The 23076-nt window shown below is 47.7% G+C and carries 18 protein-coding genes; 8 read left to right on the forward strand and 10 right to left on the reverse strand.

Features of this window, described 5'->3' with window-relative positions:
• Positions 1–25 precede the first annotated feature (25 nt).
• The gene (gene rpsT / locus OLMES_RS04015; RefSeq protein WP_087460072.1) at positions 26–292 is read right to left on the reverse strand and encodes a 30S ribosomal protein S20; all 267 of its coding nucleotides are present in this window, start codon (positions 290–292) and stop codon (positions 26–28) included.
• Positions 293–522: 230 nt separating this feature from the next.
• Between rpsT and murJ the strand changes: the two genes are divergently transcribed.
• The 7 genes from murJ to OLMES_RS04050 all read left to right on the forward strand — a co-directional run bounded on the left by murJ (position 523) and on the right by OLMES_RS04050 (position 8814).
• Entirely contained in the window at positions 523–2049 is a 1527-nt protein-coding gene (gene murJ / locus OLMES_RS04020; RefSeq protein ID WP_087460073.1) for a murein biosynthesis integral membrane protein MurJ, read from the forward strand.
• 44 nt (positions 2050–2093) lie between these two features.
• On the forward strand, positions 2094–3107 hold the full coding sequence (gene ribF, locus OLMES_RS04025; protein WP_087460074.1) for a bifunctional riboflavin kinase/FAD synthetase: 1014 nt from the start codon (positions 2094–2096) through the stop codon (positions 3105–3107).
• Between the two features lie 57 nt (positions 3108–3164).
• A complete protein-coding gene (ileS, locus tag OLMES_RS04030; protein ID WP_087460075.1) occupies positions 3165–6002 on the forward strand; it encodes an isoleucine--tRNA ligase in 2838 nt (945 codons plus the stop codon).
• Between the two features lie 79 nt (positions 6003–6081).
• A complete protein-coding gene (gene lspA, locus OLMES_RS04035) occupies positions 6082–6561 on the forward strand; it encodes a signal peptidase II (protein WP_087460076.1) in 480 nt (159 codons plus the stop codon).
• A gap of 43 nt (positions 6562–6604) precedes the next feature.
• On the forward strand, positions 6605–7048 hold the full coding sequence (locus OLMES_RS04040; RefSeq protein WP_087464319.1) for an FKBP-type peptidyl-prolyl cis-trans isomerase: 444 nt from the start codon (positions 6605–6607) through the stop codon (positions 7046–7048).
• Between the two features lie 92 nt (positions 7049–7140).
• Positions 7141–8097: a 4-hydroxy-3-methylbut-2-enyl diphosphate reductase gene (ispH, locus tag OLMES_RS04045; protein WP_087460077.1), complete on the forward strand. Its 957-nt coding sequence runs from the start codon at positions 7141–7143 to the stop codon at positions 8095–8097.
• 168 nt (positions 8098–8265) lie between these two features.
• Complete coding sequence (locus OLMES_RS04050; RefSeq protein WP_087460078.1) at positions 8266–8814, forward strand: GspH/FimT family pseudopilin; 549 nt, start codon at positions 8266–8268, stop codon at positions 8812–8814.
• A gap of 7 nt (positions 8815–8821) precedes the next feature.
• On the opposite strand, the gene OLMES_RS04055 is transcribed toward OLMES_RS04050, so the two are convergent.
• From OLMES_RS04055 to OLMES_RS04080, 6 genes are all read right to left on the reverse strand, one after another.
• Positions 8822–9253 (reverse strand): type IV pilin protein, encoded by a 432-nt coding sequence (locus OLMES_RS04055; RefSeq protein ID WP_087460079.1) that lies wholly within the window; start codon positions 9251–9253, stop codon positions 8822–8824.
• A gap of 76 nt (positions 9254–9329) precedes the next feature.
• On the reverse strand, positions 9330–13982 hold the full coding sequence (locus OLMES_RS04060) for a PilC/PilY family type IV pilus protein (protein ID WP_087460080.1): 4653 nt from the start codon (positions 13980–13982) through the stop codon (positions 9330–9332).
• A 74-nt stretch (positions 13983–14056) separates the two neighbouring features.
• Positions 14057–14803, reverse strand: a complete 747-nt coding sequence (locus tag OLMES_RS04065) for a pilus assembly PilX family protein (RefSeq protein ID WP_087460081.1) — start codon at positions 14801–14803, stop codon at positions 14057–14059.
• Positions 14804–14808: 5 nt separating this feature from the next.
• Positions 14809–15600 carry a PilW family protein gene (locus tag OLMES_RS04070; protein WP_087460082.1) on the reverse strand — a complete coding sequence of 264 codons (792 nt, stop codon included), beginning with the start codon at positions 15598–15600 and terminating at the stop codon, positions 14809–14811.
• A gap of 1 nt (position 15601) precedes the next feature.
• A complete protein-coding gene (gene pilV / locus OLMES_RS04075) occupies positions 15602–16513 on the reverse strand; it encodes a type IV pilus modification protein PilV (RefSeq protein ID WP_232465255.1) in 912 nt (303 codons plus the stop codon).
• A 47-nt stretch (positions 16514–16560) separates the two neighbouring features.
• Complete coding sequence (locus OLMES_RS04080) at positions 16561–17124, reverse strand: GspH/FimT family pseudopilin (RefSeq protein WP_087460083.1); 564 nt, start codon at positions 17122–17124, stop codon at positions 16561–16563.
• A 573-nt stretch (positions 17125–17697) separates the two neighbouring features.
• On the opposite strand from OLMES_RS04080, the gene thiO reads away from it, so the two are divergent.
• Positions 17698–18807, forward strand: coding sequence for a glycine oxidase ThiO (gene thiO, locus OLMES_RS04090; protein ID WP_087460085.1), 1110 nt, complete (start codon positions 17698–17700; stop codon positions 18805–18807).
• Between the two features lie 22 nt (positions 18808–18829).
• On the opposite strand, the gene OLMES_RS04095 is transcribed toward thiO, so the two are convergent.
• The 3 genes from OLMES_RS04095 to OLMES_RS04105 form a co-directional block, all read right to left on the reverse strand.
• Positions 18830–20206: a sigma-54-dependent transcriptional regulator gene (locus tag OLMES_RS04095; RefSeq protein ID WP_087460086.1), complete on the reverse strand. Its 1377-nt coding sequence runs from the start codon at positions 20204–20206 to the stop codon at positions 18830–18832.
• A gap of 57 nt (positions 20207–20263) precedes the next feature.
• Positions 20264–21838 (reverse strand): sensor histidine kinase, encoded by a 1575-nt coding sequence (locus OLMES_RS04100; protein ID WP_232465256.1) that lies wholly within the window; start codon positions 21836–21838, stop codon positions 20264–20266.
• Between the two features lie 311 nt (positions 21839–22149).
• Complete coding sequence (locus tag OLMES_RS04105) at positions 22150–23025, reverse strand: outer membrane protein assembly factor BamD (RefSeq protein WP_087460088.1); 876 nt, start codon at positions 23023–23025, stop codon at positions 22150–22152.
• Between the last annotated feature and the right edge of the window lie 51 nt (positions 23026–23076).

Below are 23076 nucleotides of genomic sequence, written 5' to 3' on the forward strand. Positions count from 1 at the left end.
CTAGTAGCTTCAGAGGGTGTTGAATTTAAGCTTTCAGCGCTTTAATACGATCATTCAAACGGCTCTTGGTGCGAGCAGCTTTATTTTTCGAGAAAATGCCTTTGTTTACCATGCCGTCGATCAGAGGCTGAGCCGTTTTGAAGGCTTCAGTTGCTTCCTCGTAGTTTCGGCTTTCGATTTTGGTAATCACTTTCTTGATGTAGGTACGAACCATGGAACGCTGGCTGGCGTTGTGGTTGCGGCGCTTGTCTTGTTGGCGAGCGCGTTTTTTGGATTGTGCGGAATTAGCCACCGATGTGCTCCTCAAATGTTACGAATTCTGTGCTCTATCGAAAATGACGCGAGACTATGCCGTTTTCGGTTGAGTTTGTCAAGGTGTTTGTCTGAACTTTGTGCAATCTCGGGTAATTTGAAAATGCGGTCTTGCCACATTAATGGTATATTGCGTGCTGTTTTGCTGCCTTCCCCAGGCTTACTTCTTAATTCTATCTGTTTTTTTCTTCGAGCCAGTTGGAGGGCGCGATGTCCTTATTGAAGTCCAGCGGTGTCGTTGCCTTTATGACGATGCTGTCCCGAATCTTAGGGTTAGTTCGGGATATCGTTATTGCCGCTATTTTTGGTGCTGGTAGCAGTGCGGATGCCTTCTTTGTAGCGTTTAAAATACCAAACTTTTTACGTCGGCTTTTTGCTGAAGGCGCTTTTTCGCAAGCCTTCGTACCCGTGTTGTCGGAGTATCGCCAACAGCAGACCCACGAAGAGGTGCAGAAACTGGTTAATGCGGTGTCCGGTACGCTCGGGGTCGTGCTGTTGATATTGACAGTTGCCGCAATGGCCGGTGCGCCCTATTTAACGATGTTGTTTGCCCCTGGTTTTATTGATGAACCTGAAAAATTTAATCAGGCCAGTGATATGCTGCGTATCACTTTTCCTTATTTATTATTAATTTCACTAACGGCGTTTTCCGGGGCAATACTGAATGCCTATGGCCGGTTTGCGGTGCCTGCTTTCACGCCTGTTTTGCTTAATTTGAGTTTGATATCTGTGGCTTTATTCATGACGCCGGTGATGTCGGAGCCGATACTTGCTTTGGCATGGGGCGTATTGATCGCCGGGATGATGCAGTTGTTTGTTCAGCTGCCGTTTTTGATGCGTTTGAATTTGTTGCCCCGGCCTCGTATCGATTATCGCCATGAAGGTGTTATGCGTATTCTGAAACTGATGACACCGGCCTTGTTTGGCGTTTCTGTGAGTCAGGTTAATTTGTTACTGGACACGATTCTGGCATCCTTTCTCCAGACGGGAAGTGTCTCCTGGCTCTATTATTCAGACCGTTTATCCGAGTTGCCCTTGGGCGTCATTGGTATTGCCATTGGCACGGTAATCTTGCCCAGTTTGTCCCGTAGCCATACCGCACAGTCGAAGGATCGATTCTCGGCAACGATGAATTGGGCGTTGAGGCTGGTTTTTTTGATCGGATTACCTGCTGCAGCGGCTTTGATCGTACTTGCGGAGCCATTATTGATCACACTCTTTTTTTACGGTGAGATGACGCCTCGCGATGTGGTTATGTCATCGCAGAGTCTGATGGCTTATGCTCTGGGTCTGCAGGCATTTATGCTTATTAAAATATTGGCTCCGGGATATTTTGCTCGCCAGGATACCAAAACACCGGTGAAAATCGGAATCGTCGCGATGGCGGCCAACATGATCTTTAATCTATTGCTGATCTGGCATTTTGCCCACGTAGGGCTGGCTCTGGCGACATCTATCTCTGCCTGGCTCAATGCTGCATTACTCTGGATTGGCTTGCGACGAGGAGATGTGCAGCTCCGAACACCTGGATTGTTCATGATATTAGTGCGAATTGTCTTTGCCTTGGGCGTTATGATGTTGTTTATCTTCTGGGCGATGCCGTCTGCTACAGAAATGATGCAGTTTTCTGTTTGGCAACGTGTAATCTGGATGTCTGTGCTGGTTTTGGGAGGACTAATTGCTTATTTCGGCTTTTTATTCCTGGCGGGTCTGAGAGTTCGACATTTAAAGCGTTGAGTGAGTGTTATATAATGTGCGTTTTTCGTTCGGCGAGAGGGTGAATGAGGCTGATAAGAGGGTTACAGAACCTGTCTTCGTTTGAAGGTCGTTGTGTTGCAACCATTGGCAACTTTGATGGCGTTCATTTGGGACATAAAGTTATACTCGATCAGGTAAAACGGGAAGCATCGTTACGCAATGTCCCTTCTGTTGCCATGATTTTTGAGCCTCAACCCCGAGAGTTTTTTCAAGGAGATAAAGCGCCATCCAGATTACAAAGTTTTCGAGACAAGTTGGTGGCGCTCGCTGCGGAGCATATCGATGTCGTGGTTTGTTTGCAATTTAACCAGCGCTTTCGAAGTCTTTCCGCTGATCAGTTCATTCGTTCAATTTTGGTGGATGCGTTGCATATTGAGCATCTGGTGATTGGTGATGATTTCCGGTTCGGCTGTGATCGCACCGGCAGCTTTGAGTTGCTCGAACAGAACGGGTTGGCACACAACTACAGTGTCGAGCGTACTGATACAATTGAAGTCCAGAACCTGCGGGTTAGCAGTACCCGTGTACGGCAGTCACTTAACGAGAACAATTTAACACTTGCGGCTGAATTACTTGGTCGCCCCTACAGCATTAGTGGTACTGTAGCCCATGGGCGAAAATTGGGCCGCAAGCTGAATGCACCCACTGCCAATATTTATCTCGGAAGTGGGCGTCCTGCGCTTTGTGGTGTGTTTGCCGTACAACTCAGGGTAAACTCCAGGCGTAATGCAAAAGTCAAATCCTTTGTTAGTGACGCGGGGCGGTGTGATACTTTTCCAGGTGTGGCGAATATAGGCTATCGCCCGACTGTTGATGGCGTGCGCCCGGCGCTCGAAGTACACTTGCTGGATTTTAGCGGTGATTTATATGGTGCGCATGTTGAAGTCACTTTTTTACAGCACCTGCGAGATGAACAAAAATTTGAGCGAATAGAAGATTTACAGCAGCAAATAGGATTGGATATTGAGCAGGCTCGCCAGTTCTTTATATCCCGATCCATGATGACAGAAAATACATTCCCGGCTGAGGAACCGTAATCGAGGCAAGGACGGGATTCCAGTTAATTTTGAACCAAATAATATAGTGAATGAAAGATGAGTGATTATAAGCATACTCTCAACCTACCTAGCACGTCTTTCCCGATGAAAGCCAACCTGGCTCAGCGAGAGCCTGAAATGCTGGCGCAGTGGACTAAAAAGGGCTTGTACGAGAAAATTCGGGAGTGCAGGGCAGGCGCTGAAAAGTTCATTCTTCATGATGGACCGCCTTACGCCAACGGTAACATTCACATTGGACATGCAGTTAATAAAATCCTTAAAGACATTATCGTCAAATCCAAGACACTGAGTGGTTTTGATGCCCCTTATGTGCCAGGTTGGGATTGTCATGGTTTGCCGATCGAACATAATGTCGAGAAGAAAATCGGTAAAGCGGGTGTCAAAGTCGAGTACAGCGCGTTTCGTAAAGCCTGCCGCGAATACGCCATGAAGCAGGTCGAAGGTCAGAAGCAAGACTTTATTCGTCTTGGTGTTCTGGGGGCTTGGGACAAACCCTATCTCACCATGGATTTCAAGATCGAAGCGGATATCATTCGGGCTCTTGGTAAAATCGCGGAAAATGGTCACCTGCATAAAGGCTTTAAACCGGTTTATTGGAGTGTCGTTGGCGGTTCCGCGCTTGCAGAAGCCGAAGTTGAGTACCATGAAAAGGAATCTACGGCCATCGATGTCCGGTTTGCGCCCGTAGACCAGGATGCCTTTAGTCGCGCATTTTCAGTAGAGCCGGTAACCGGGTCTGGCAATACCTCAATCGTAATCTGGACCACCACACCCTGGACACTTCCCTCCAACCAGGCTGTGTCACTGAATGCTGACTTGGAGTATGCGTTGGTTGAGTGTGATACCGGATTGGGCATGGAACGCATCCTGATGGCAACCGCTTTGGTCGATGCCAATATGGAGCGTTACGGAGTAGAGCAGTTCCAGGTTGTCGGTCGTTGCCTGGGGCAAGACCTTGAAGGGCTGCTGCTGCAACACCCATTTTATGATGATCGACAGGTGCCCGTAATTCTTGGCGACCATGTTACAACCGATGCGGGTACTGGTGCTGTCCATACTGCACCTGACCACGGGGTTGACGACTTCAATGTTGGCCAGCGCTACGGCCTGGGAACACTGGATTTGGTGGACAATAACGGCGTATTCAAAGTTCATACCGAGCTGTTTGCCGGTGAGCATGTGTATAAGGTTGACGAGAAGGTCATCAATGTACTGGATGAGCGACAGAAGCTTGTCTACAAGAAAACGTTCAAACACAGTTACCCACATTGTTGGCGAACCAAAACTCCGCTGATTTTCCGAGCGACGCCTCAGTGGTTTGTTAGCATGACCAAGAATGGCCTGAAAGATGCCGCATTGGAAGCAATCAAAGGCGTTAAATGGGTGCCGTCCTGGGGGCAGAATCGTATCGAAGCCATGCTGGAGCAGAGTCCGGATTGGTGTATCTCCCGTCAACGTACCTGGGGAGTGCCGATTACATTGTTCGTGCATAACCAGACGCAGGAGTTGCATCCCAGCACTTCGGAACTTTTTGAACAGGTTGCTTTGCGTGTTGAAAAAGACGGGATGGATGCCTGGTTTGATCTGGATCCGAAAGAGCTGCTCGGAGAAGAGGCGGATCAATACAGCAAAGTAACGGATACCCTGGATGTTTGGTTTGATTCCGGCGTAACGCACGCGGCTGTGTTGGAGCCGAGAGAAGATTTGGGCCAGTACCCGGCAGATCTCTACCTGGAAGGCTCTGATCAGCATCGTGGCTGGTTCCAGTCGTCATTGAAAACGGGGATTGCAATCAAGGGAGAGGCACCTTACAAACAGGTGTTGACTCATGGGTTTACGGTCGATGGTGATGGCCGAAAAATGTCTAAGTCTTTGGGCAATGTAGTTTCGCCTCAGGATGTCATGAACAAGCTCGGAGCGGATATTCTGCGCTTGTGGGTTGCAGCTACAGACTATAGCGGTGAAATGACCGTATCTGACGAAATTTTGAAGCGCACGGCGGATACTTATCGCCGCATCCGTAATACCGCCCGTTTCTTGCTGTCGAACCTGAATGGTTTTGACCCATCAAGCGATGCGTTAGCCCCGGGGGATATGCTTTCTCTGGACCGTTGGTTGGTTGATCGGGCTTATTTGCTGCAACAAGAGATTAAAGATGCGTACGATGCTTATAGTTTCCTGACGATTTACCAAAAAGTCAGCCACTTTTGCACGATTGAACTGGGCGGTTTCTATCTTGATATTATCAAAGACCGGCAGTACACGACGCAAACTGATAGTCAGGCTCGTCGTTCCTGTCAAACGGCGCTGTACCATGTGGTTGAAGCGTTGGTACGCTGGGTGGCTCCGATACTCAGCTTTACGGCCGATGAGATCTGGCAGGCGATGCCAGGGGAGCGCAGTGAAAATGTGTTGCTGGAAACCTGGTACGAGGGGCTGATGCCTCTGGATGATGATGCGTTGCTGGGCCGGCAGTACTGGGATACGATTCTCAAGGTGAAAACTGCGGTAAACAAACAAATTGAAGATGCCCGTCGGGCAGGTCAAGTCAAAGGTTCCTTGGGAACTGAAGTCGACCTGTATTGTGATGGTGATCTACGTGAAGCTTTGGAAACATTGGGTGAAGAGCTGCGTTTTGTATTGATTACTTCAGCGGCAACCGTAAATGGCTTGTCCGATCAGGGCTGCGAAGAGGCTTCGGTATCGGACGAGGTTGAGGGTTTGAAAATTCGTGTTCGGGCGACGGAGCACGGCAAGTGTGTTCGTTGCTGGCATCATCGCCCCGAAGTCGGCACACATGAGACGCACCCGGAGCTTTGCGGGCGTTGTGTTGAAAATGTGGACGGTGCGGGAGAGCAGCGACAATTTGCATAATTCTCGCTGTTAGCTGGAATAAATGTGGAGACGTTTAATTAATCGTCTGCTTGGCCTTGAATACGGAGAGAGTTGATATATGTGGAAGTGGTTGATCTTAGCGGCGGTCGTGTTTGTGCTCGATCTTGTTACGAAATTTTATGCATCCACCTCGCTGGATTATGCTCGATCCGTTGAAATATTGCCTTTTTTCAACCTGACCCTTTTGCATAATACCGGGGCCGCTTTTAGTTTTCTGGCGAGTGAGTCCGGCTGGCAACGCTGGTTGTTTACCGGACTGGCAATCATCGTCAGCGGGGTGCTGTTGCGTTGGTTGTATACCTTAAAAGGAAGTGATGTCTGGCTTTCTATTGCGATCGCATTGGTTCTGGGCGGAGCCCTGGGGAATCTGTATGACCGAATCACGCTGGGATATGTCGTAGACTTTCTTCATTTTTACTGGCGTGATTACCACTTTCCCGCGTTTAATCTTGCAGACTCGGCCATTTCCGTTGGCGCGGTTATGCTGGCCGTCGACATTTTTAGAGCGGAAAAAAAAAAACAGGCAGTTGAGGCTTGATAAACCCGGTCTCATTGCCAGATGAAAATATATGAGTAATAAAATGACAGATAATGTTGTGAAAGCGGGGGTCAAGGTGACTCTGAATTTCTCCTTGAAGCTGGAGAATGGTGACATTGTTGATACAACATTCGATAAGAAGCCTGCAGTGTTTGAGATGGGTGATGGTAACTTGCCGGAAGCCTTTGAAAAACTGATCTTAGGGATGTCCTCTGGACAACGGTCGGAGTTCAACGTCCGGCCAGAAGATGGTTTTGGCCAGCACAACCCGAATAATGTGCAGCAAATTCCCCGGACCCAATTCGGTGATGATGTGTTATTGGAACCCGGTCTGCTCATTTCGTTTGCAGATGCGGGTCAAAACGAGTTACCGGGTATGGTTGTGGAGTACGATGATCAAAATGTAACCATTGACTTCAACCACCCTTTAGCTGGGCGAGCATTGCTGTTTGAAGCAGAGATCGTGCAAATTGACCCTGTGGATTAATCGGTGCAACGAACCTTGAAAGGCACACTGCTGCTCTGTGCCATAAAACCTCAACCCTTTTATGAAAATAACGCTCGAACAAGGTAGTGCTCATGCAAGTAAAACTGGCTAATCCTCGTGGTTTTTGTGCGGGAGTTGATCGTGCGATCGAGATTGTGAATCGTGCGCTGGATGTGTTTGGAGCCCCCATTTACGTGCGCCATGAAGTCGTCCACAATCGTTTTGTTGTGGAAAACTTACGCGAGCGCGGCGCTATTTTTGTTGATGAGCTGCACGAAGTACCTGATGATTGCCTGGTTATTTTCAGTGCCCATGGGGTTTCACAAGCCGTTCGTCAAGAAGCGACTGACCGTGGATTGAAAGTTTTTGATGCGACCTGCCCATTAGTGACCAAAGTTCACATGGAAGTCGCAAAGTACAGTCGAGATGGTGCGGAGTGTATTTTAATCGGCCATGCCGGGCATCCGGAAGTGGAAGGAACCATGGGCCAGTTTGATGGCGCTCAGGGCGGGTGTATTTATCTCGTTGAAAATGAAGCGGACGTTGAAAAACTGACTGTTCAAAACCCTGATGTATTGTTTTATGTCACCCAGACTACATTATCTATGGATGATACTGCTGTGGTCATCGAAGCATTGCGGAGGCGGTTTCCCAGGATTCAGGGTCCAAGGAAGGATGATATTTGCTATGCCACTCAGAACCGTCAGGATGCCGTTAAAACGCTCGCGGCGGATTGTGATGTTATGCTGGTTGTGGGCTCTCCGAATAGCTCTAACTCTAATCGTTTACGAGAACTGGGCGAACGAATGGGCACACCTTCCTATTTAATCGATGGCGCAGACCAAATCCAGCCGTCCTGGTTTGATCGCTGTGAAGTTGTCGGTATAACAGCGGGGGCCTCTGCTCCGGAAGTGCTCGTTCAGGATGTCGTCGCAAAACTGGCAGAATACGGTGGGCAGGCGCCGGTTGAATTGAGTGGGAGAGAAGAAAATGTCGTATTTTCAATGCCTAAAGAACTTCGTATCCCAGCTATACATGTTGAAGGCTAGCGTGTTAATATTTTGCTGTTATTTGCTAAATCAGGGGCGTTACTGATTCACTGGTTATAGTTATGCCCAATATACTCGTGCTCAGGATGGGACGGGTTATCTTGCTTGATCCGTATGATCGATAAGACGAATTCATGCGGGCGCACAAATTAAACAAAAGGACTTGTTATGTCTTACCCGAGTCGTGGGTTTACCCTTCTGGAACTGCTTGTTGTTCTCTGTATTATTTTTATCTCTGCTTCACTGTCTGTATCGGCAATTTCGCTGGTATCCAAACACCGCTCTGAAGCGATTGTTTCAGATTTAGTTCATTTGTTGGCTGCAGCGAGGCAAACGGCGGTGTCTAAGAAAGTTGTAACGACGATATGTCCCAGTAATGATGGAGTCAGGTGTGAAAAGAATTGGTCGTATCAGATAATTGCGTTCGAAGACCGGAATAATAATAAAATTAGAGAGAATAATGAGCCGATAATCAGCAATAAAAGCGCCTTGCCGTCAACACACCAGCTTACATGGCGCTCTTTTCAAAATAAGCCTTATATCCAATATTCTTCAGTCGGGTACACACTAAGTCATAACGGCTCGTTTGTATTGTGTGACAAATCCTCTGTACGTGTTCTGATTATGAATAAAATGGGACGGGTGCGTCACGGTCAAGACCGTGACGGCGATGGTAATCAAGAAATGGCGAATGGTAAGGTAGCTGTTTGCAAATAAATGCAGGTTATTTATCGTCCCACTCGTTGGTTCCATCTGGATTATTGGCCCAAACCTTGGTTCCGTTACTGCTGTAGGTGAATTCTCCGTTGCTTGCTTGGGCTCCTTTGGGGGTCGCTGTAATTGTATACGCAAGGGTTGATGGGGCTAGAGAAAATTCGTAATAGACATTGCTTCCACTGACAGGGCTCTTATCGGTATAGACAACATTTGGACCCGTTGTTGTTGAGCTTAACTGAGCGTTTGCGTAACTGAAGTTGTTCCGGGCTTTATACCTTTCCATGGCTGTTGCAATGGCCATGGCCGTACCCATTGCGTCATGACGTCGTGTTTTCGTGACATGGCTTTGATAACTCGGATACGCAACTGCGGCAAGGATGCCAACAATAGCAAGTGCGACCAGTAGCTCGATTAGTGTGAAACCAAAATTTTTATGCATTCAATTGTCCTCGGTACCGTAAAAAGCAGATCTGGAGCGCTCCCCCCTTCGAGTCCTTGAAGAGGGGATGAAGGTCCTAGTTCGAATTGAACAGTTCTGCTCGACCTTTCCTGCGTCGATAAACTTTAAGTGGATCTCCTGGAGGTGATGGCGGTGCTGCCAGCACATTTTTACCTTCCAGTAACACCATACCTTCTTCTGTAAACAGAGGGATAACACCTGGAGGGAGGCCTGCAACATTCTCCTCTGTATGGCGATCGGTCAGTTCTGGGTTCTCAATATCTGCCATCCTGGATTCGAGAGGTGTCCCATCTAAAATATCGACAAACCATGTACGACCCGTTCCTTCCGAGGGGGTGCAAGCTCCAACATTAGCGGAAGCAGGTGGAATGTATGTACTGAATATAACCGTGTTGTTTACGGTCAATGATGGTGCCGTCACTTTTTCACCTGATTTACCTACATTTGTGTTAGCCAAGTTGATATACCACCCCTTGCCGGCGGATGCATCAATGAGCGCTCTCGCAGAAGTATCTGTGGCGGCTTCAGACACGTCAGCAAGGTCACTCAAGGCAATGTCATGATCAAATTTGTTTTCCAGTACACCGTAGTCTCTTAGAACAAAAAAGTGTTCATCAGTACTTTTGTTCAGAGGGTGTGCCCGATACCCTGAACCAACGGACAGTGCAACAAACCGCTCATCATTGTTCAGAACAACCAGGGATGGATCAACTGAGTAGTAGAAGCGTCGATTGCCGGCAACGGTTGTGGCATTCAGGTGTGCAATTCGCCCGCCGGTCGCGAAATCAGATACGCCTGTATTCGTTTCATTTATGTCAAAGCGAAAGACTTGCGCATTTGTATCTGATGCGTACAACGTATCGATTACACCATTGTTATTAAAATCTATTGCTCTGATATCACCAGGGATACTGTTTGTCAGAGTCACGGTTGCTTTCGAATTGGCGATATCATACCCCGCTGAAGTGAGCGCGGGATCTCCTGCATTCGCTTTTGCACTCCAGAGTAACGCGCCTGTAATTGCATCGGCGATGAATACAGTTTGCCCCATTCCGTCTGCAAGCGGGGTAGTATCCTCACTGTCTTGGGTTACGTCGTAGCCACCACCAAAAATGATGACGTCTTTTGAATCTCCATCCCATTTTATGGTCGCGGGTGTTGCGGAAGACCAAGTCTGACCGAGGTCAAGGTAATCCCCTGTGCCGCCCTGGATTACAAACAGCATTTTCGGATTATCGTAGTCCGAAATGTCTAACGCATAGTAGTTTCGTCCGCCACGGCGCATTCCGATATACAGGTATACCTTTTCGTCACTGTCCACAAGGTTATCATTGTCAGTGTCGATGTGGTTGATTGTTATGGGCCCGTCTAAACCATAGACATGAGAAATTCCGGTTGAGTTATCTCGAAAGAGTTTGAGGTTGCCAAGTAACTGGGAAGGCACAAATGACCATAGCTCGTTCCCGTCGTCGGTATGGCTGGAATCTCCGTCATCGGCATTGATGGCATGGAGGTAGCCTTGGTTGGTTGCGACAAACAATACCGTTTGACTTGTCCCACTATTATCATATCGCACGAGAACCGGGCGAGAGTGGAGTGGGTCGCCCATTTGAAGTCTTATTTCCGTAGTATTGCTATCCGAATCAAAATCATCAACATCGACACCTCGAGCCCACTTGAGTACCTGTTCTCGTTCTGTCGAGTTTGAAACGTTAAGCATTGCCTGAGTGATCACGCTGTTGTCTTCACTTAGGGCATTTGATGAGTTGGCCAGTGTTGATGAGGTGCCCAAGTAAGTGTAGACATTGCGACTGCTCGGCATTGAGGCTGCGGCTCCACCTTTGGCTACATCATTTCCGTCATCAATTGCAGTGCCACTTTCGTAGCTTGGTTTCCAGAAGCTTCTCGCTCCTTCTTCGAATGCGCCGTCCGCAGTAATGGCCGGATCCGTATTGACATCTACAATTGAATCGCTGTCGGTATCGAACTTATAACGTTTAACATTACCCGGCCAGTCGGTTGAGTCTGTCGGTTTAAACAGTGAAAAATAGAGGTCATCGTCATTGGTTAATCGATTAAACTGATTTACGGTTACACCGGCGGAGACAAATGACGTTGTTTTATCCAAAGCGTTCTTGATCCCTTCACTTAAGGCCTGAACCAGCTCTGCTTCATTGTTGGCTTGATAAAAAGTACCACCACCTGCTTGGGCAAGTTCAGCCATAAATGGGATATTTGAAGCAAAACTGATGGTGTTAGTAACAACTGTTTGTGTACCAGAAAGGGTTGAGGACTGGTCTTCGGTTACAAGAAACTCAGCAAGTTCTTTAGCACAGTTTTTTCCATTGTCTCCAGTCGAACAGGATTCACCGGTAATACCCTGCACCACGCCTGCTGTCGTACTTCCATGGGAGTTGGGTTCTCCATCCGAGAGAAACATAATGTGATTGGGGGCGCATAAATTGTCGATCGGGCTAATGTAAACCGGAGAGCCATTGATCGCTTCACTGCCGCAATTAGAATTACTGGAATCCCATCCTGGGCAGCCGTTTGGAATATAGTGTGTACCGCCAGTGTATGAATCGGGGTGGCTGGTTCTGAATTTGCGACTCCCACTTGACCCCCGTTTCGTCCCGAATTTGACGCCGGAGCCTCTGAAATACAAGGCGGCCTCCGCAAGTGTACCGCTTATCGGGGTGTAGCCATCATGGCCGAAATTTGCGACGTAAGATTTAAGTGTGTCTCGAACCGTTACCCCACCTACAGCATAATCGCCTTTGTAGGTAACAAAGAGTTTTGGTGCGGAGCCCGCACTGCTGTTATAGCTAGTTGCAGAGCCAGTTCCATTCCCGTCTGTCGTTTCGATGATGATGCCAAGCGCATTGCCTGACGTCCAGGTAGGTTTGCTCACAATTTCTTCTATTCGGTCAGAAATATCGCTTGTTATTACAGTCTCGCCATAGACCCAGCCATTGTTGGTCCAAGAGGTTGAGCTGCTACCTGTTAGAGTGCTGAGCAAAGGTGTGCTGTTGAATGCTGCGGGGTTTGCGTCATCGACAGAGTAAATGCTCATGTTTTTAGTGTCGGTGGACTCTGTATTAGCTATGAAGCTGATATAAGCTGAGGTGATTTCGGCATCTTTCGGAATTTGCATATCGGTGAAGCGTAATCCAATATAGCTGTTCTCATCGAAGTCTAAGTTGCTTCCACTCAAGCTGTTGGCTGAGCCACCTGATGAAAATTCTGCGTCATTGTTATTTGAATTTATTTGTTTTACCACTGAATCTTGCATGCAGTTTCCAACGGCAGAATTTTCATCATATTCTACAACCAGGCGAGGGGCACTACCTGGGTCACTATCATGACTGGTGAACTTTCGGGTACCTGTGCCACTGATAATAAAGCTCATTGCATTTCCGCCGCACCAATCTGACTCGGCAACAACTTCCTCGACCAGATTTTTCAAGTCAGGGGTTTGATAAACTTCATCATTTGTCCAATCGCTTACGGAGTTCCAGGGAACCACCGCAGTTGTCGTTCCTCTGAGACTGATGTCGCCACTGCTATTGGTGAAGGGGGCTGAGTTTGCTGATTTGTGGGCTACAATCGATAAATTCGTATCCACACTGGAGTTATCACTGGAGGTAAACTCTATGTAAGCGGATGTAATCGTTGCCCCTTGCGGGATATTCACTTCACCGAATCTCAGACCAACTATTCGGTTTGCTGAGGAAGATGTGTCGTCGTGCCAGTTTATTTGTAGGATCGGGGCATCACAACCGTTATAATAACTAGGTGTACAAAGAGACCTGTTCCCACCTTCCGGGTCGAGATAAAATGCTATCGCCTGCCCAGTATTCCAGTCAGATTTGTTGATTATCTGTTGAACTAGAGTTGATATATCAGGGGATGTATATTCGACTCCTGACCCGCCTGTGGGAACTGTCCAATCAATGTTTGTGCTGAGATAGCTTCGGCCAGCGGGGGGGCCAGCTGAATAATTCTGTGGAGAGGCATTATCTTCAATTTTTATCTTAACAGTACCACTATTATCGCTTCGATTGCTCTCCATCAACAAATAAGCTGAATCTATAGTCATACCCTTTGCGATATCGATATCGGTAAAACGAAATCCGAGGTGCTCTGTGCCAAAGCCTGCATAGAGGCAGCAAGTCCCTGTCGATGAGCCTTCGGCGTAATCTGAATTGGATCCCCAGGATGCAAACTCAACGCCGCTGCTCTGACTTTGAGTCATTATAATTGTGTTATCATTTAGTGAGACTGAAGAGTCAGTTGTATTTTCAGTGGCATCATCACTGTCTTGTTCAATTTGTGAGGTAACAATTGCATCAGCAACGGCATCGTCGATGTATCGTACAGGATAAAGTATTGGCCCACCATTATTGTCGTAGTTTCCTGGTGATGAAAAACGCATTAGTCCGACATTTATCCCGGTAGCTGAATCCAGTATCGTTGTCAGGGAATCCTGCATTACCTCCAGGCGGTCTCGATCGTCACCGCTTACTTCCCCATCCATACTCCCTGACGTATCCATAATAAACATGATGTTTGGAACAACCGTTCCTGAGGTGCTGGCACCAAAATATACTTCGGTGTCATCTGCATGAAGGTTTCCGCTTCCAAGCAATGTGTAAAGACAGGCTAACGTTGCCGTCAGCGATTTTTGATGTAGCTGCTTTGTGTTCATAATATCTTACTCCAGCATTAACTGAATCTGCACCTCAATACAAAGGATTTGCTGTTCCTACTTACTTATTCCTATCAATTGAATACGCAGAGCGTTGGTCGTTGCCAGCGTAGCCATTCATCGATATAAAAAAGAGCTTCTTCTCCAGCGATATTTTGTGTCGGTACTCCATTGCCATCAACATCAAGCCAGCCGGAGCCTTCGACGTATAATATGGGGCAGCCAAGTGTACTGCCCACACCCAGAGAACTGGCCATGCCAGGGCCGCAATCTGTGGGCGCGCAGCTGGCATAATAGGCGTGTGATAAACCGATTATCGGGCTTGCAGCACCGGTGGTATTTTGGAAATCCACGTCATCACAGGCTAATGTACTGGTTCCTTCGGCCGTCTTGGCGATCGTACCGCTGTTGTTGACACAGGCTTTAAATGCACTCGCAGCTTGTTTTACAAAAGGTACCGGCGGGGCGGGTGAAAGCTCGATTGTGCGGCGAACAACATTCAAGGTAATATTGCCACTGTGGTTCAGGCTGCCACCAAATACGGTTCCGCCCTCCTGAGCATACGCATCGACCGAAGATTGTGCGGCATTTTGGTTCAAAGCGACGAGTTGGGTGTTGGTCGCCATTCGCTCTTGAAGTAGACCACTGGAAAATATGTAAGCGCCAATAATTGTCACAATCGCGAGCAGGATCAAGCTGGTCAGCAACACTGCGCCCTCCTGCCGGGTTTGATTTTGCTGCTGCCAAAAAGCGTAGGGCAGAGCTGTGTCTGCGGACTCGATGTGAAAATTTGCAACCGGTTGTTGTACATGATTATTCATCGATATCAATCTCCATTCGCAACAATGGCAGTACCGTTAACCAACAGCCGCATCCTTCGGTCGTCGTAGTTGAGTGTTGCCTCATTAAAAAGGGTGTAGCTTTGCGCCGTATTTTGGTCATAAGCGTTGACTTCGGAGCCTCGTAACAATATGGAGAATCGAACGGACATTAAGGTGGATAAGCCGGTGGCGTTAAAGTCGTAAGCCTCTACATAACGGTCGATAATGCCATCTTTCATCTGGGCGGTAGAAGTGTAGGGGGTTTTTTGTCCATTTGAATCATCCAGGCCATACAACACCTGCAAGCTTTCAACATCGCTTAAAATAATATCATTGGCCGTTCCTACAGTTCCTTGACAACGTAATTCACCGTTTTCAACATAATACGTGTTGGTAACCACGCCTACGTTCCCGCTATTGACGGCTGCCCCTAAGCAATCACGGACTCCATTGTAGGTAATCTGAATTCTGTCACACATAAGGCTTGAGGATTCCGCTGCATTGCATACGGTAACATCCTCACCCGTGCCGGTTGTACCAAATGTGATAGCTGTGGGGCTGTCGCCCTCTGTGGTGGGATCCAGCCAGCCGCCCCGTTCTAATTCATTATTGAGGTAGACGCTGACAAATCTTGCTTTCTCTTGCAAATCAGAGATGGAGCTATGCAGCGTGTTTGTTTTAGACGCTGAAAGAAAAACATTTAAGGCTCCGGCGATAATGAAAAGGCCTAGCGTTGCGCCGACCATCACTTCAATCAGCGTGTACCCTTGTTGATGAGAGAGTGTTGTCGATTTCATATCAAGGTACCAAATCCAAAGCTACACAGTCACGGTATTCACTACTATCGGTTGAGGCTTGCGTAAAGCCAAGATCCACAGAGCATCGGTAGTTCGTATTATTGCTAACAAGGTCTTTTTCCACATCATCTGCTGTCGTTGTTGTTGCATTTCCCGTCTTCGGTTGTGCACGCCGCCAGGAAACATAAATGGTATAAAGGGATCCTGGGCTACAGGCATCAGTATCCGTTCCGGTCAACAAAACAGGAGGATCTTGTTCCGGGTCGAAGTAACGGTGGTTTGAATCAAATTCTATATTTCGTGGATTGATTTGAGTGGTGCCACCTGATGTGAACGATATTCCGGCCTTATCCTGGCATCTAACATGTACTCTTCCTTCCGGGAGTGCTTCATCTGCCGCTCGACACACCTCCCAAACGTCAAACGCGGCCATTTCCTGTTCATCGCAGGCCGTCGGACTGACAGGGTCTGCAACGCCAAGGTTTCGGCAGTTTAGTACTGGATCAGATGGGTGGAAGGCTGCGGGATTTGAAGCTGAGCAGACATGGCCCGTTTTAAGTTGTGCAGCACTATTGTTGATGTAGAGATTCAAGTCGCCAAGATTACCCTCCACCGTGACGGCTGAGGCTGCAGTGCCTTTAGTGGGGGCTCGGTTGTCCCAATTTGCGTAACTTTTATTGATATGTATTCTGCTTGCCATATCCTGAGCGATGATTGTTGCCTGGCTTTTATAGAATGCATCCAGGTTGTTATTTACCGAGGCAACCTGAAGAGATGCAAAGCCGAGTAATCCTATGGCGAGTAAAATTACGGTGATCAGAACTTCCAGTAACGTGAATCCCCCTGATTGTGCTCTTCCAGAAGAAGGTTGTATCATCACGTATTTGTGTACTTTGTATTTGTCCAGATTCATGATTATATGCCGGTCAATTTAACGTTTAGTTGGTCTGTGTTGAGTGTCTATGGTCCACAGTTATCGTTAATGGTGTTGACATTTGTGACTCCAGATACTTCGACATCGACTTCTCTACCCTTATCTCGCTCGTCGCAAAACCGAGCTTTAAACGTAATGCTGTTCGTGGGACTGCTTTGGGTATGGTCGTTTCTGATGCCGTCGGATTGAAAGCTAATATCGCCAATGCTACTGCCGCCGGGTTTGGCGATGGTAATTCTGCTAACCCGGTCGAATTGGTAAATGATCGTGGAAGGCCCGAGATTGACATTCCAGCCATCGGACCAATTGGTTCCCGAGGCGCTGACGCTAACTTGAGCGCCTCTTTTAACGGCCTCAGATTTGGCGAGAGCTAAGGCGTTATGAAAATCAATTGCAGCTTTACGAAGTCGGTAGTCTGCATACATGTCGCTGAATGAGGGGGCTGCCAGAGCAGCACTAATACCCAGTATTGCAATCACGACTAAAAGTTCGGCCAGTGTAAAACCACGTATAGTGTCCTGTGAACTGAAAGTCTGCTTCACGGGCGTGGTAATTTGTCGGTGACTGGATATGTCGTGTAATCTGGTCATTATTAACGTCCGTTTGATTTTATGAAGATGCTTTTGCACATTCCAGTTTTCGAATCCTGTATTGACCTCTACAAAAGGTTTCACCTTTTCTGAGCTCGATTAGGCAGTATTCTAGTTTATCCTCTGCCTTTTGCAGGCAAGTCCGTCCATCTGTAGTCAATTGGTACGGTTCAATCGAGTTGAAGATCCCGGTAAGATCTTCGGACGTTTGCAGCTGCGTAAATTCTTTTGCTTGAACTAAGGTCGGGAGAGTGCTCAAGCCGAGAACCAAGTAAATTGATTTTATTGGGAGTGTTCTAATGAAGTCGAAGTAAAGTGAATTAAACATGTCCACGCTCCTGTCTCGGATTCTCTATCTTAAGTTTGAGGCTCTTGATTATTAAGTTAATGCAATCTTGTATAAAAGTCTTAGCGAAGTGGATAAAAGGTAAATATAGTGGATAAGTGGCGGTTTCAAACATTGAATTTTGATGAATATCTCAATTTGAGTGGTATTGTAGGTCGAATTTTTCGGTTGAACCTTTGAGGTTTCATCGGATTCGCTGAATTATGGTTGGAAGTTTCGGGGGATGAATGCAAGTAGTAGTCATTGGTGGTGGTGTTATTGGGATGATGCAAGCCAGAGCGCTGGCAGCTGAAGGTGTCAGTGTGACATTGATTGAGCGCGGGCTATGTGGCAAGGAAGCAAGTTGGGCGGGCGGCGGAATTGTCTCGCCATTGTATCCCTGGCGATACTCGGATCCGGTAACAACTTTGGCTAACTGGTCGCAAACCTACTATGCCAATTTATCGGAATCCCTTGAGGCGGAGAGCGGTATTGACCCGGAGTTGAGCCGTACCGGGCTCTTGATGCTGTCAATATTTGATCAGCAAGAAGCGTTGAAATGGGGCGCTGAGCACAGTTATCAGATGCAAATGATTGGTGCCGATGAGATTTATCATCTTGAACCGAAGTTGAAAGCCGGGTTCAAACAGGCTATCTGGATGCCACAAGTCGCCAATATCCGAAATCCGAGATTGGCGCGATCACTGCGAGCGGTCTTAGAACATGATTCCCGAGTGACGATTTGTGAAGAACAAGCCGTTCTGGAGATCCAGACAACCAAACAAGGTCGAGTAGAAGGGGTGTTGACCGATAAAGGGAATGTTCAATCTGATGCCGTGGTTTTAGCTTCTGGTGCATGGTCTGGAAAGTTACTCGAGTCATTATCGATCAGCCTGCCAATTGAGCCGGTTAAAGGGCAGATGGTTTTGTTTAAAGGGGAGCCCGGGGTGGTTCGCAGAATAGTATTGCGGGATGGAAAATATATCATTCCTCGCCGAGATGGCCATGTATTGGCGGGAAGCACGCTGGAATACTGCGGTTTTGATAAGTCGACAACAGCGTCTGCAAGAGAAGAGCTTGCGGATATCGCAATTGACATGTTACCAGAGTTATCCTCTTTCCAGTTGGAAGCCCAGTGGGCCGGGCTTCGGCCTGGCATTGAAGATGGTATTCCGTTAATCGGTGAAGTTGAGTCGCACCCCGGTTTATTTTTGAATTGTGGTCATTTCCGCAATGGGCTTGTGTTAGCTCCGGCCTCCGTTCAGTTATTAACTTCGCTCATAATGCAATCCGAGCATCCCTTTAGCCCTGAGCCATTTTCTCCAAGCCGATCGAATAACGGTTTAATCCTTATGTAGCAACTTATGTAGCAAACTCAGACTACTCCATTCCCAACTTCTTCAACCGATACCGCAGTGCGCGAAAACTGATCCCCAGTTTTTTCGCGGCGGCGGTTTTGTTCCAGCGCGTTTCTTCCAGCGCCTGCTCAATTGTTTGTTTCTCGATGGTTTCCAGATACTCTTCGAGATTTACGCCATTTCGTTGTTGCGCCGGGGCAGAGTCAATGGTTTGCCTGGCGTCGCTTGAATTGTCTTGAAGGTGGAGGTCAACAGCATGAATGACATCATCCTCACAGAGCGTAAAAGCACGTTCAATGATATTTTCCAGCTCACGGACGTTTCCCGGAAACGAGTATTGCTTGAGTGCGTTTATGGCATCTGTGCTCAGCCGGGCATTAGGGATGTCACATTCATCTGCAACCCGTTTTAGCATCGTTTCCGCCAATAACGGAATGTCTTCCACACGCTCTCTCAAGGCGGGTACTTTGAGTTCAATGACGTTGATGCGATAGAACAGATCCTGGCGGAATCGACCCTCATCTATCTCGTTATTAAGATCTTTGTGTGTGGCACTGAGAATTCGCACATTGACCGGAATTTCCTTCTGCTCACCAACGGGACGAACGGTTTTTTCTTGAATTGAACGCAGTAGTTTGACTTGCATTGCCATTGGCAGGTCTGCCACTTCATCGAGAAACAGCGTACCACCATCAGCAGCCTGGAACAGGCCAAGTTTATTTTCCACCGCGCCAGTAAAGCTCCCTTTTTTATGGCCAAAAAATTCGCTTTCCATGAGTTCGTTGGGGATTGCACCGCAATTCACCGGTACAAACGGTGCGTCAGCCCGTGGGCCGAGTTGATGAATCATTCGTGCAACCATTTCTTTGCCGCTTCCTGATTCACCGCTAATATATACCGGGGCCTGGCTCCGGGCGAGTTTGCGAATCTGGCCTCGGAGTTTTTGCATGGTTTCCGAGTTACCCAGCAGAAGTTTATCTTCCTGGGCATCACTAACCTTTGACTCTTTGTTCTCCTGTTGTTGACTCAGGCGCAGTGCGCTGTCCACTAAATCCCTCAGTCGGGAGAGTTCAACGGGTTTTGAAACAAAATCGAACGCGCCTGCTTTCAATGCGGCGATAGCTGTTTCAATACTGCCGTATGCAGTAATAACGGCAACAGGAATATTGGGGTGATTTTTTTGAATGTTGGATACCAAGTCAATGCCGTTGCCGTCCGGTAGATTCATATCGGTCAAGCACAGATGAAACTCGGTGCGACTTAGATGAGAGTAGGCTTCTTCGAGATTTGATGCGCTGTAAGTATTGATCCCCATCCGGGTCAAGGTAATTTCCAAAAGGTCTCGAATGTCCGGCTCGTCGTCGACGATCAGTGCGGTTTGAATACTTTTATTGGTCATGTGAACTCACGGTCGTCTTTTTTTAAGGTCGTCTCATCCTTCCCGGATGCTGTGTCATTACGTACGCTTTTTATAGTGTGCAAAGGTAATTCTGAAGCAACTATTTGTCTCACTATCATTAATATAATCCAGGTGGGCTTGATTTGCTTCACAGATTTCCCGTGAAAGATACAAACCCAGACCCGTGCCACTGCTGTTGGTGGTGAAAAAAGGTTCGAATACATGAACGATATTGTCGGAGGATATACCGGGTCCTTGATCAATTATATTAATAAAGGACTTATCGGTGTTCGTGGTGCTACCGACTTCCAAAGTGATCGTGGACTTTCCGGTTTTTTGCTTGCTGTAACGAAGCCCGTTGTCGATCAGGTTTGTCAGCACTTGTTCAAGTTGGCTCGAATCAAAACGGATATACGCGTTTTCTGATTCAGGTTTAAAGGTGATGTCCGCCTCGATCCCGCCACTGGCAAGGTAATCATCAATAAATTCCTGAAGCCAGGTGTTGAGCTCAAGGATTTGCTGGTCTGGTTGTTTCCGCCGGGAAAGTTGAAGCACGTTTTCGATAATGCCATTCATCCGGTTCGCGTGACGCAAAATAATATCGGTCATTTTTTTATCACCGGGATCCAGATTGACGGATTCGGACAGCAACTGTGTCGCATGGCTAATCGCGCCCAGTGGATTGCGTATTTCATGGGCGATACCTGCAGTCAATCTTCCCAGTGAGGCAAGTTTCATTTGTTGTGCTTGTTGGGCGACCTTGCTGGTATCCTCAAGGAAAATCAGAATATCGTGGCCCTGGTCTTTATCCAGTCGAGTGAAATTGGCTTGCACCTGTGTTCGAGAGCTTTGTGATTTGAACGGCTCCGTTCTCACTTGGGGTTCCAGGCGCCAATGATCCAATCTCTGCTTGAGTTCAATTGGCAGGGTGGTGGGCGTCGGCTGAACGGCGTCGCTGGATGGCTCGAGCAGAAGACTTGCTGCATGATTCATCATGCGCAAATCGCCAAACTCGTCGGTAACAATAATACCGGTTTGCATGCGCTGGATAATCTGGTGGTTGAGCATCTCGAGTTCGGCAATATTCTTGGCGCGCAATTGTGCTAATTTTTCACTGGCGCTGATCCGTCGTGATATGTTTTGTAAAATAAATGCCGCTGCGAAATAGATAATGCCCAAAATGCCGGACTGTACGATTTCAGAGGGTTCCCGGTTGTGTTGTATAACCATGTAAATGGCAATGGAGAGGGTGCATAACGCGGACAGCGCTGCCAGAAATACGCCTGGTTTCCCATAAAGCAGAATATTCCCTGCAGCAACAGAAATAATGATCAGGTTCGCGATACCGCTGCTGGTGCCCGTGGATGAATAGAGTAAGCCGTTGAGAATCAACACATCAATAATCATCGAGAACAAGACATGCTCGATACTGGGTTTGAGACCTGCAAGCAATAGAAAGGCGATAAAGATATTCAGTGCCAGGTAGCAGATTGAGCCTATCTCAAAGAGAAAAAGGTGCTGAAATTGATTGACCTGGGGTTGGGTGAAAAAGAAGAGCGAACCGACGAGTATCAGGCCCACAACCACACGATAGTGGTTGTATATACGAAATAGTTTGGCGGAATTATCCATAACCGACTGTGGCGTTCCTTCTGTAGGGTTGGATGTCAGCATGCGGTGAGTGTGTTGAGAGGTGATGCGATTAGTTGATCTGATGGCTGGAGTAGAGTCTCTGCTCAGCCTGTGCTCGAGGTACAAAATGTCTCAGGCCTTACTTGTCTGCTTGAAAGCAGAGGAGGCTTTTATAGATATTAGTTAAGCGGCACGATTTAGCAAATTTCTAGCGCTAAGATGACGAGCGGGGGAGCGGGTTTGGCAATTTGTGTTTTCCACAACCGTTCGTACCCGCTTTGTGTACTTTTTTGTACACAGATTGTGTGGACTTAATCTTCAGAGAATAAACTGAAGTTAAACAACTCACTCAAGCCCCGGTTTTGCCGGGCCACACGATTGGAGTTAAATTTCATATTGGCATCAAATGCTTCACTTTCCGGATAATTCGCGGCCAATACCACGAGTGCGTCATCGGCTTTGTCCGGTAATTCCAATTGTTGATAAAGTTCAACCATGAGAATCAGTGCCTGCTCTGTGGCCGGCGTATCGGAAAAATGATCGACGATGTATTTGGCCCGGTTTACGGCTGCGATATAAGCTTCGCGACGGATGTAGTATTTGGTGACATGAAGTTCATAGTCCGCGAGGCGGTTGCGGATGTAGACCATGCGACTTCTGGCATCCGGTGCATATTCACTGTCAGGAAATCGCTGTAGCAATGCAGAGAAGTCACTGAACGCACGTCGCATTTCGCCGGGATCCCGTGAGGTTTCGTCAATCGGGAACCATTGCGCTGCCAATCCGATGTCCATGTTATAAGAGGCTATACCCCGGATATAGTAAGCGTAGTCAACGTTTTCACTACTGGGATGCAGACGAATGAATCGGTCTGCTGCGGCCCTGGAGCCTTCCAGATCCAGACTGCCATAGCGAGCGTAGATTAAATCCAGTTGAGCCTGTTCTGCATACCTTCCAAATGGGTAACGGGATTCCAGTGATTCCAGTTCGCGCGTTGCCTCCAGAAAGTTTCCCGACTTAAGGGCTTTGCGCGCGTTGTCGTAATATTCTTTCTCTGACCGCTCGATTTCTTCGGTTGTGGCGCAGCCAGTAGCGAGCAGAAAGGCGCTGCACAGACAGAGGATAGAGCCAAGTCGAATAAGCGTTCTGGTGAGGTGCACGTTGCTTTGCAGGTGTTCCGAGGTCATAAAGTTCAACAGTCTGGTTGTTAGTGTTTAAGTTCGCTCTGCACCGGTTAC

Source organism: Oleiphilus messinensis (assembly GCF_002162375.1).
Taxonomy (GTDB): domain Bacteria; phylum Pseudomonadota; class Gammaproteobacteria; order Pseudomonadales; family Oleiphilaceae; genus Oleiphilus; species Oleiphilus messinensis.

Bases quoted from the DNA above. Each gene is read 5' to 3' on its own strand.
- ispH (WP_087460077.1), top strand. From the start codon at position 7,141: ATGCAAGTAAAACTGGCTAATCCTCGTGGTTTTTGTGCGGGAGTTGAT.
- ileS (WP_087460075.1), top strand. From the start codon at position 3,165: ATGAGTGATTATAAGCATACTCTCAACCTACCTAGCACGTCTTTCCCG.
- OLMES_RS04065 (WP_087460081.1), bottom strand. From the start codon at position 14,803: ATGAATAATCATGTACAACAACCGGTTGCAAATTTTCACATCGAGTCC.
- OLMES_RS04105 (WP_087460088.1), bottom strand. From the start codon at position 23,025: ATGACCTCGGAACACCTGCAAAGCAACGTGCACCTCACCAGAACGCTT.
- OLMES_RS04095 (WP_087460086.1), bottom strand. From the start codon at position 20,206: ATGACCAATAAAAGTATTCAAACCGCACTGATCGTCGACGACGAGCCG.
- thiO (WP_087460085.1), top strand. From the start codon at position 17,698: ATGCAAGTAGTAGTCATTGGTGGTGGTGTTATTGGGATGATGCAAGCC.
- OLMES_RS04055 (WP_087460079.1), bottom strand. From the start codon at position 9,253: ATGCATAAAAATTTTGGTTTCACACTAATCGAGCTACTGGTCGCACTT.
- murJ (WP_087460073.1), top strand. From the start codon at position 523: ATGTCCTTATTGAAGTCCAGCGGTGTCGTTGCCTTTATGACGATGCTG.
- OLMES_RS04070 (WP_087460082.1), bottom strand. From the start codon at position 15,600: ATGAAATCGACAACACTCTCTCATCAACAAGGGTACACGCTGATTGAA.
- pilV (WP_232465255.1), bottom strand. From the start codon at position 16,513: ATGAATCTGGACAAATACAAAGTACACAAATACGTGATGATACAACCT.
- ribF (WP_087460074.1), top strand. From the start codon at position 2,094: ATGAGGCTGATAAGAGGGTTACAGAACCTGTCTTCGTTTGAAGGTCGT.
- OLMES_RS04040 (WP_087464319.1), top strand. From the start codon at position 6,605: ATGACAGATAATGTTGTGAAAGCGGGGGTCAAGGTGACTCTGAATTTC.
- lspA (WP_087460076.1), top strand. From the start codon at position 6,082: ATGTGGAAGTGGTTGATCTTAGCGGCGGTCGTGTTTGTGCTCGATCTT.
- OLMES_RS04050 (WP_087460078.1), top strand. From the start codon at position 8,266: ATGTCTTACCCGAGTCGTGGGTTTACCCTTCTGGAACTGCTTGTTGTT.
- OLMES_RS04100 (WP_232465256.1), bottom strand. From the start codon at position 21,838: ATGGATAATTCCGCCAAACTATTTCGTATATACAACCACTATCGTGTG.
- OLMES_RS04080 (WP_087460083.1), bottom strand. From the start codon at position 17,124: ATGACCAGATTACACGACATATCCAGTCACCGACAAATTACCACGCCC.
- OLMES_RS04060 (WP_087460080.1), bottom strand. From the start codon at position 13,982: ATGAACACAAAGCAGCTACATCAAAAATCGCTGACGGCAACGTTAGCC.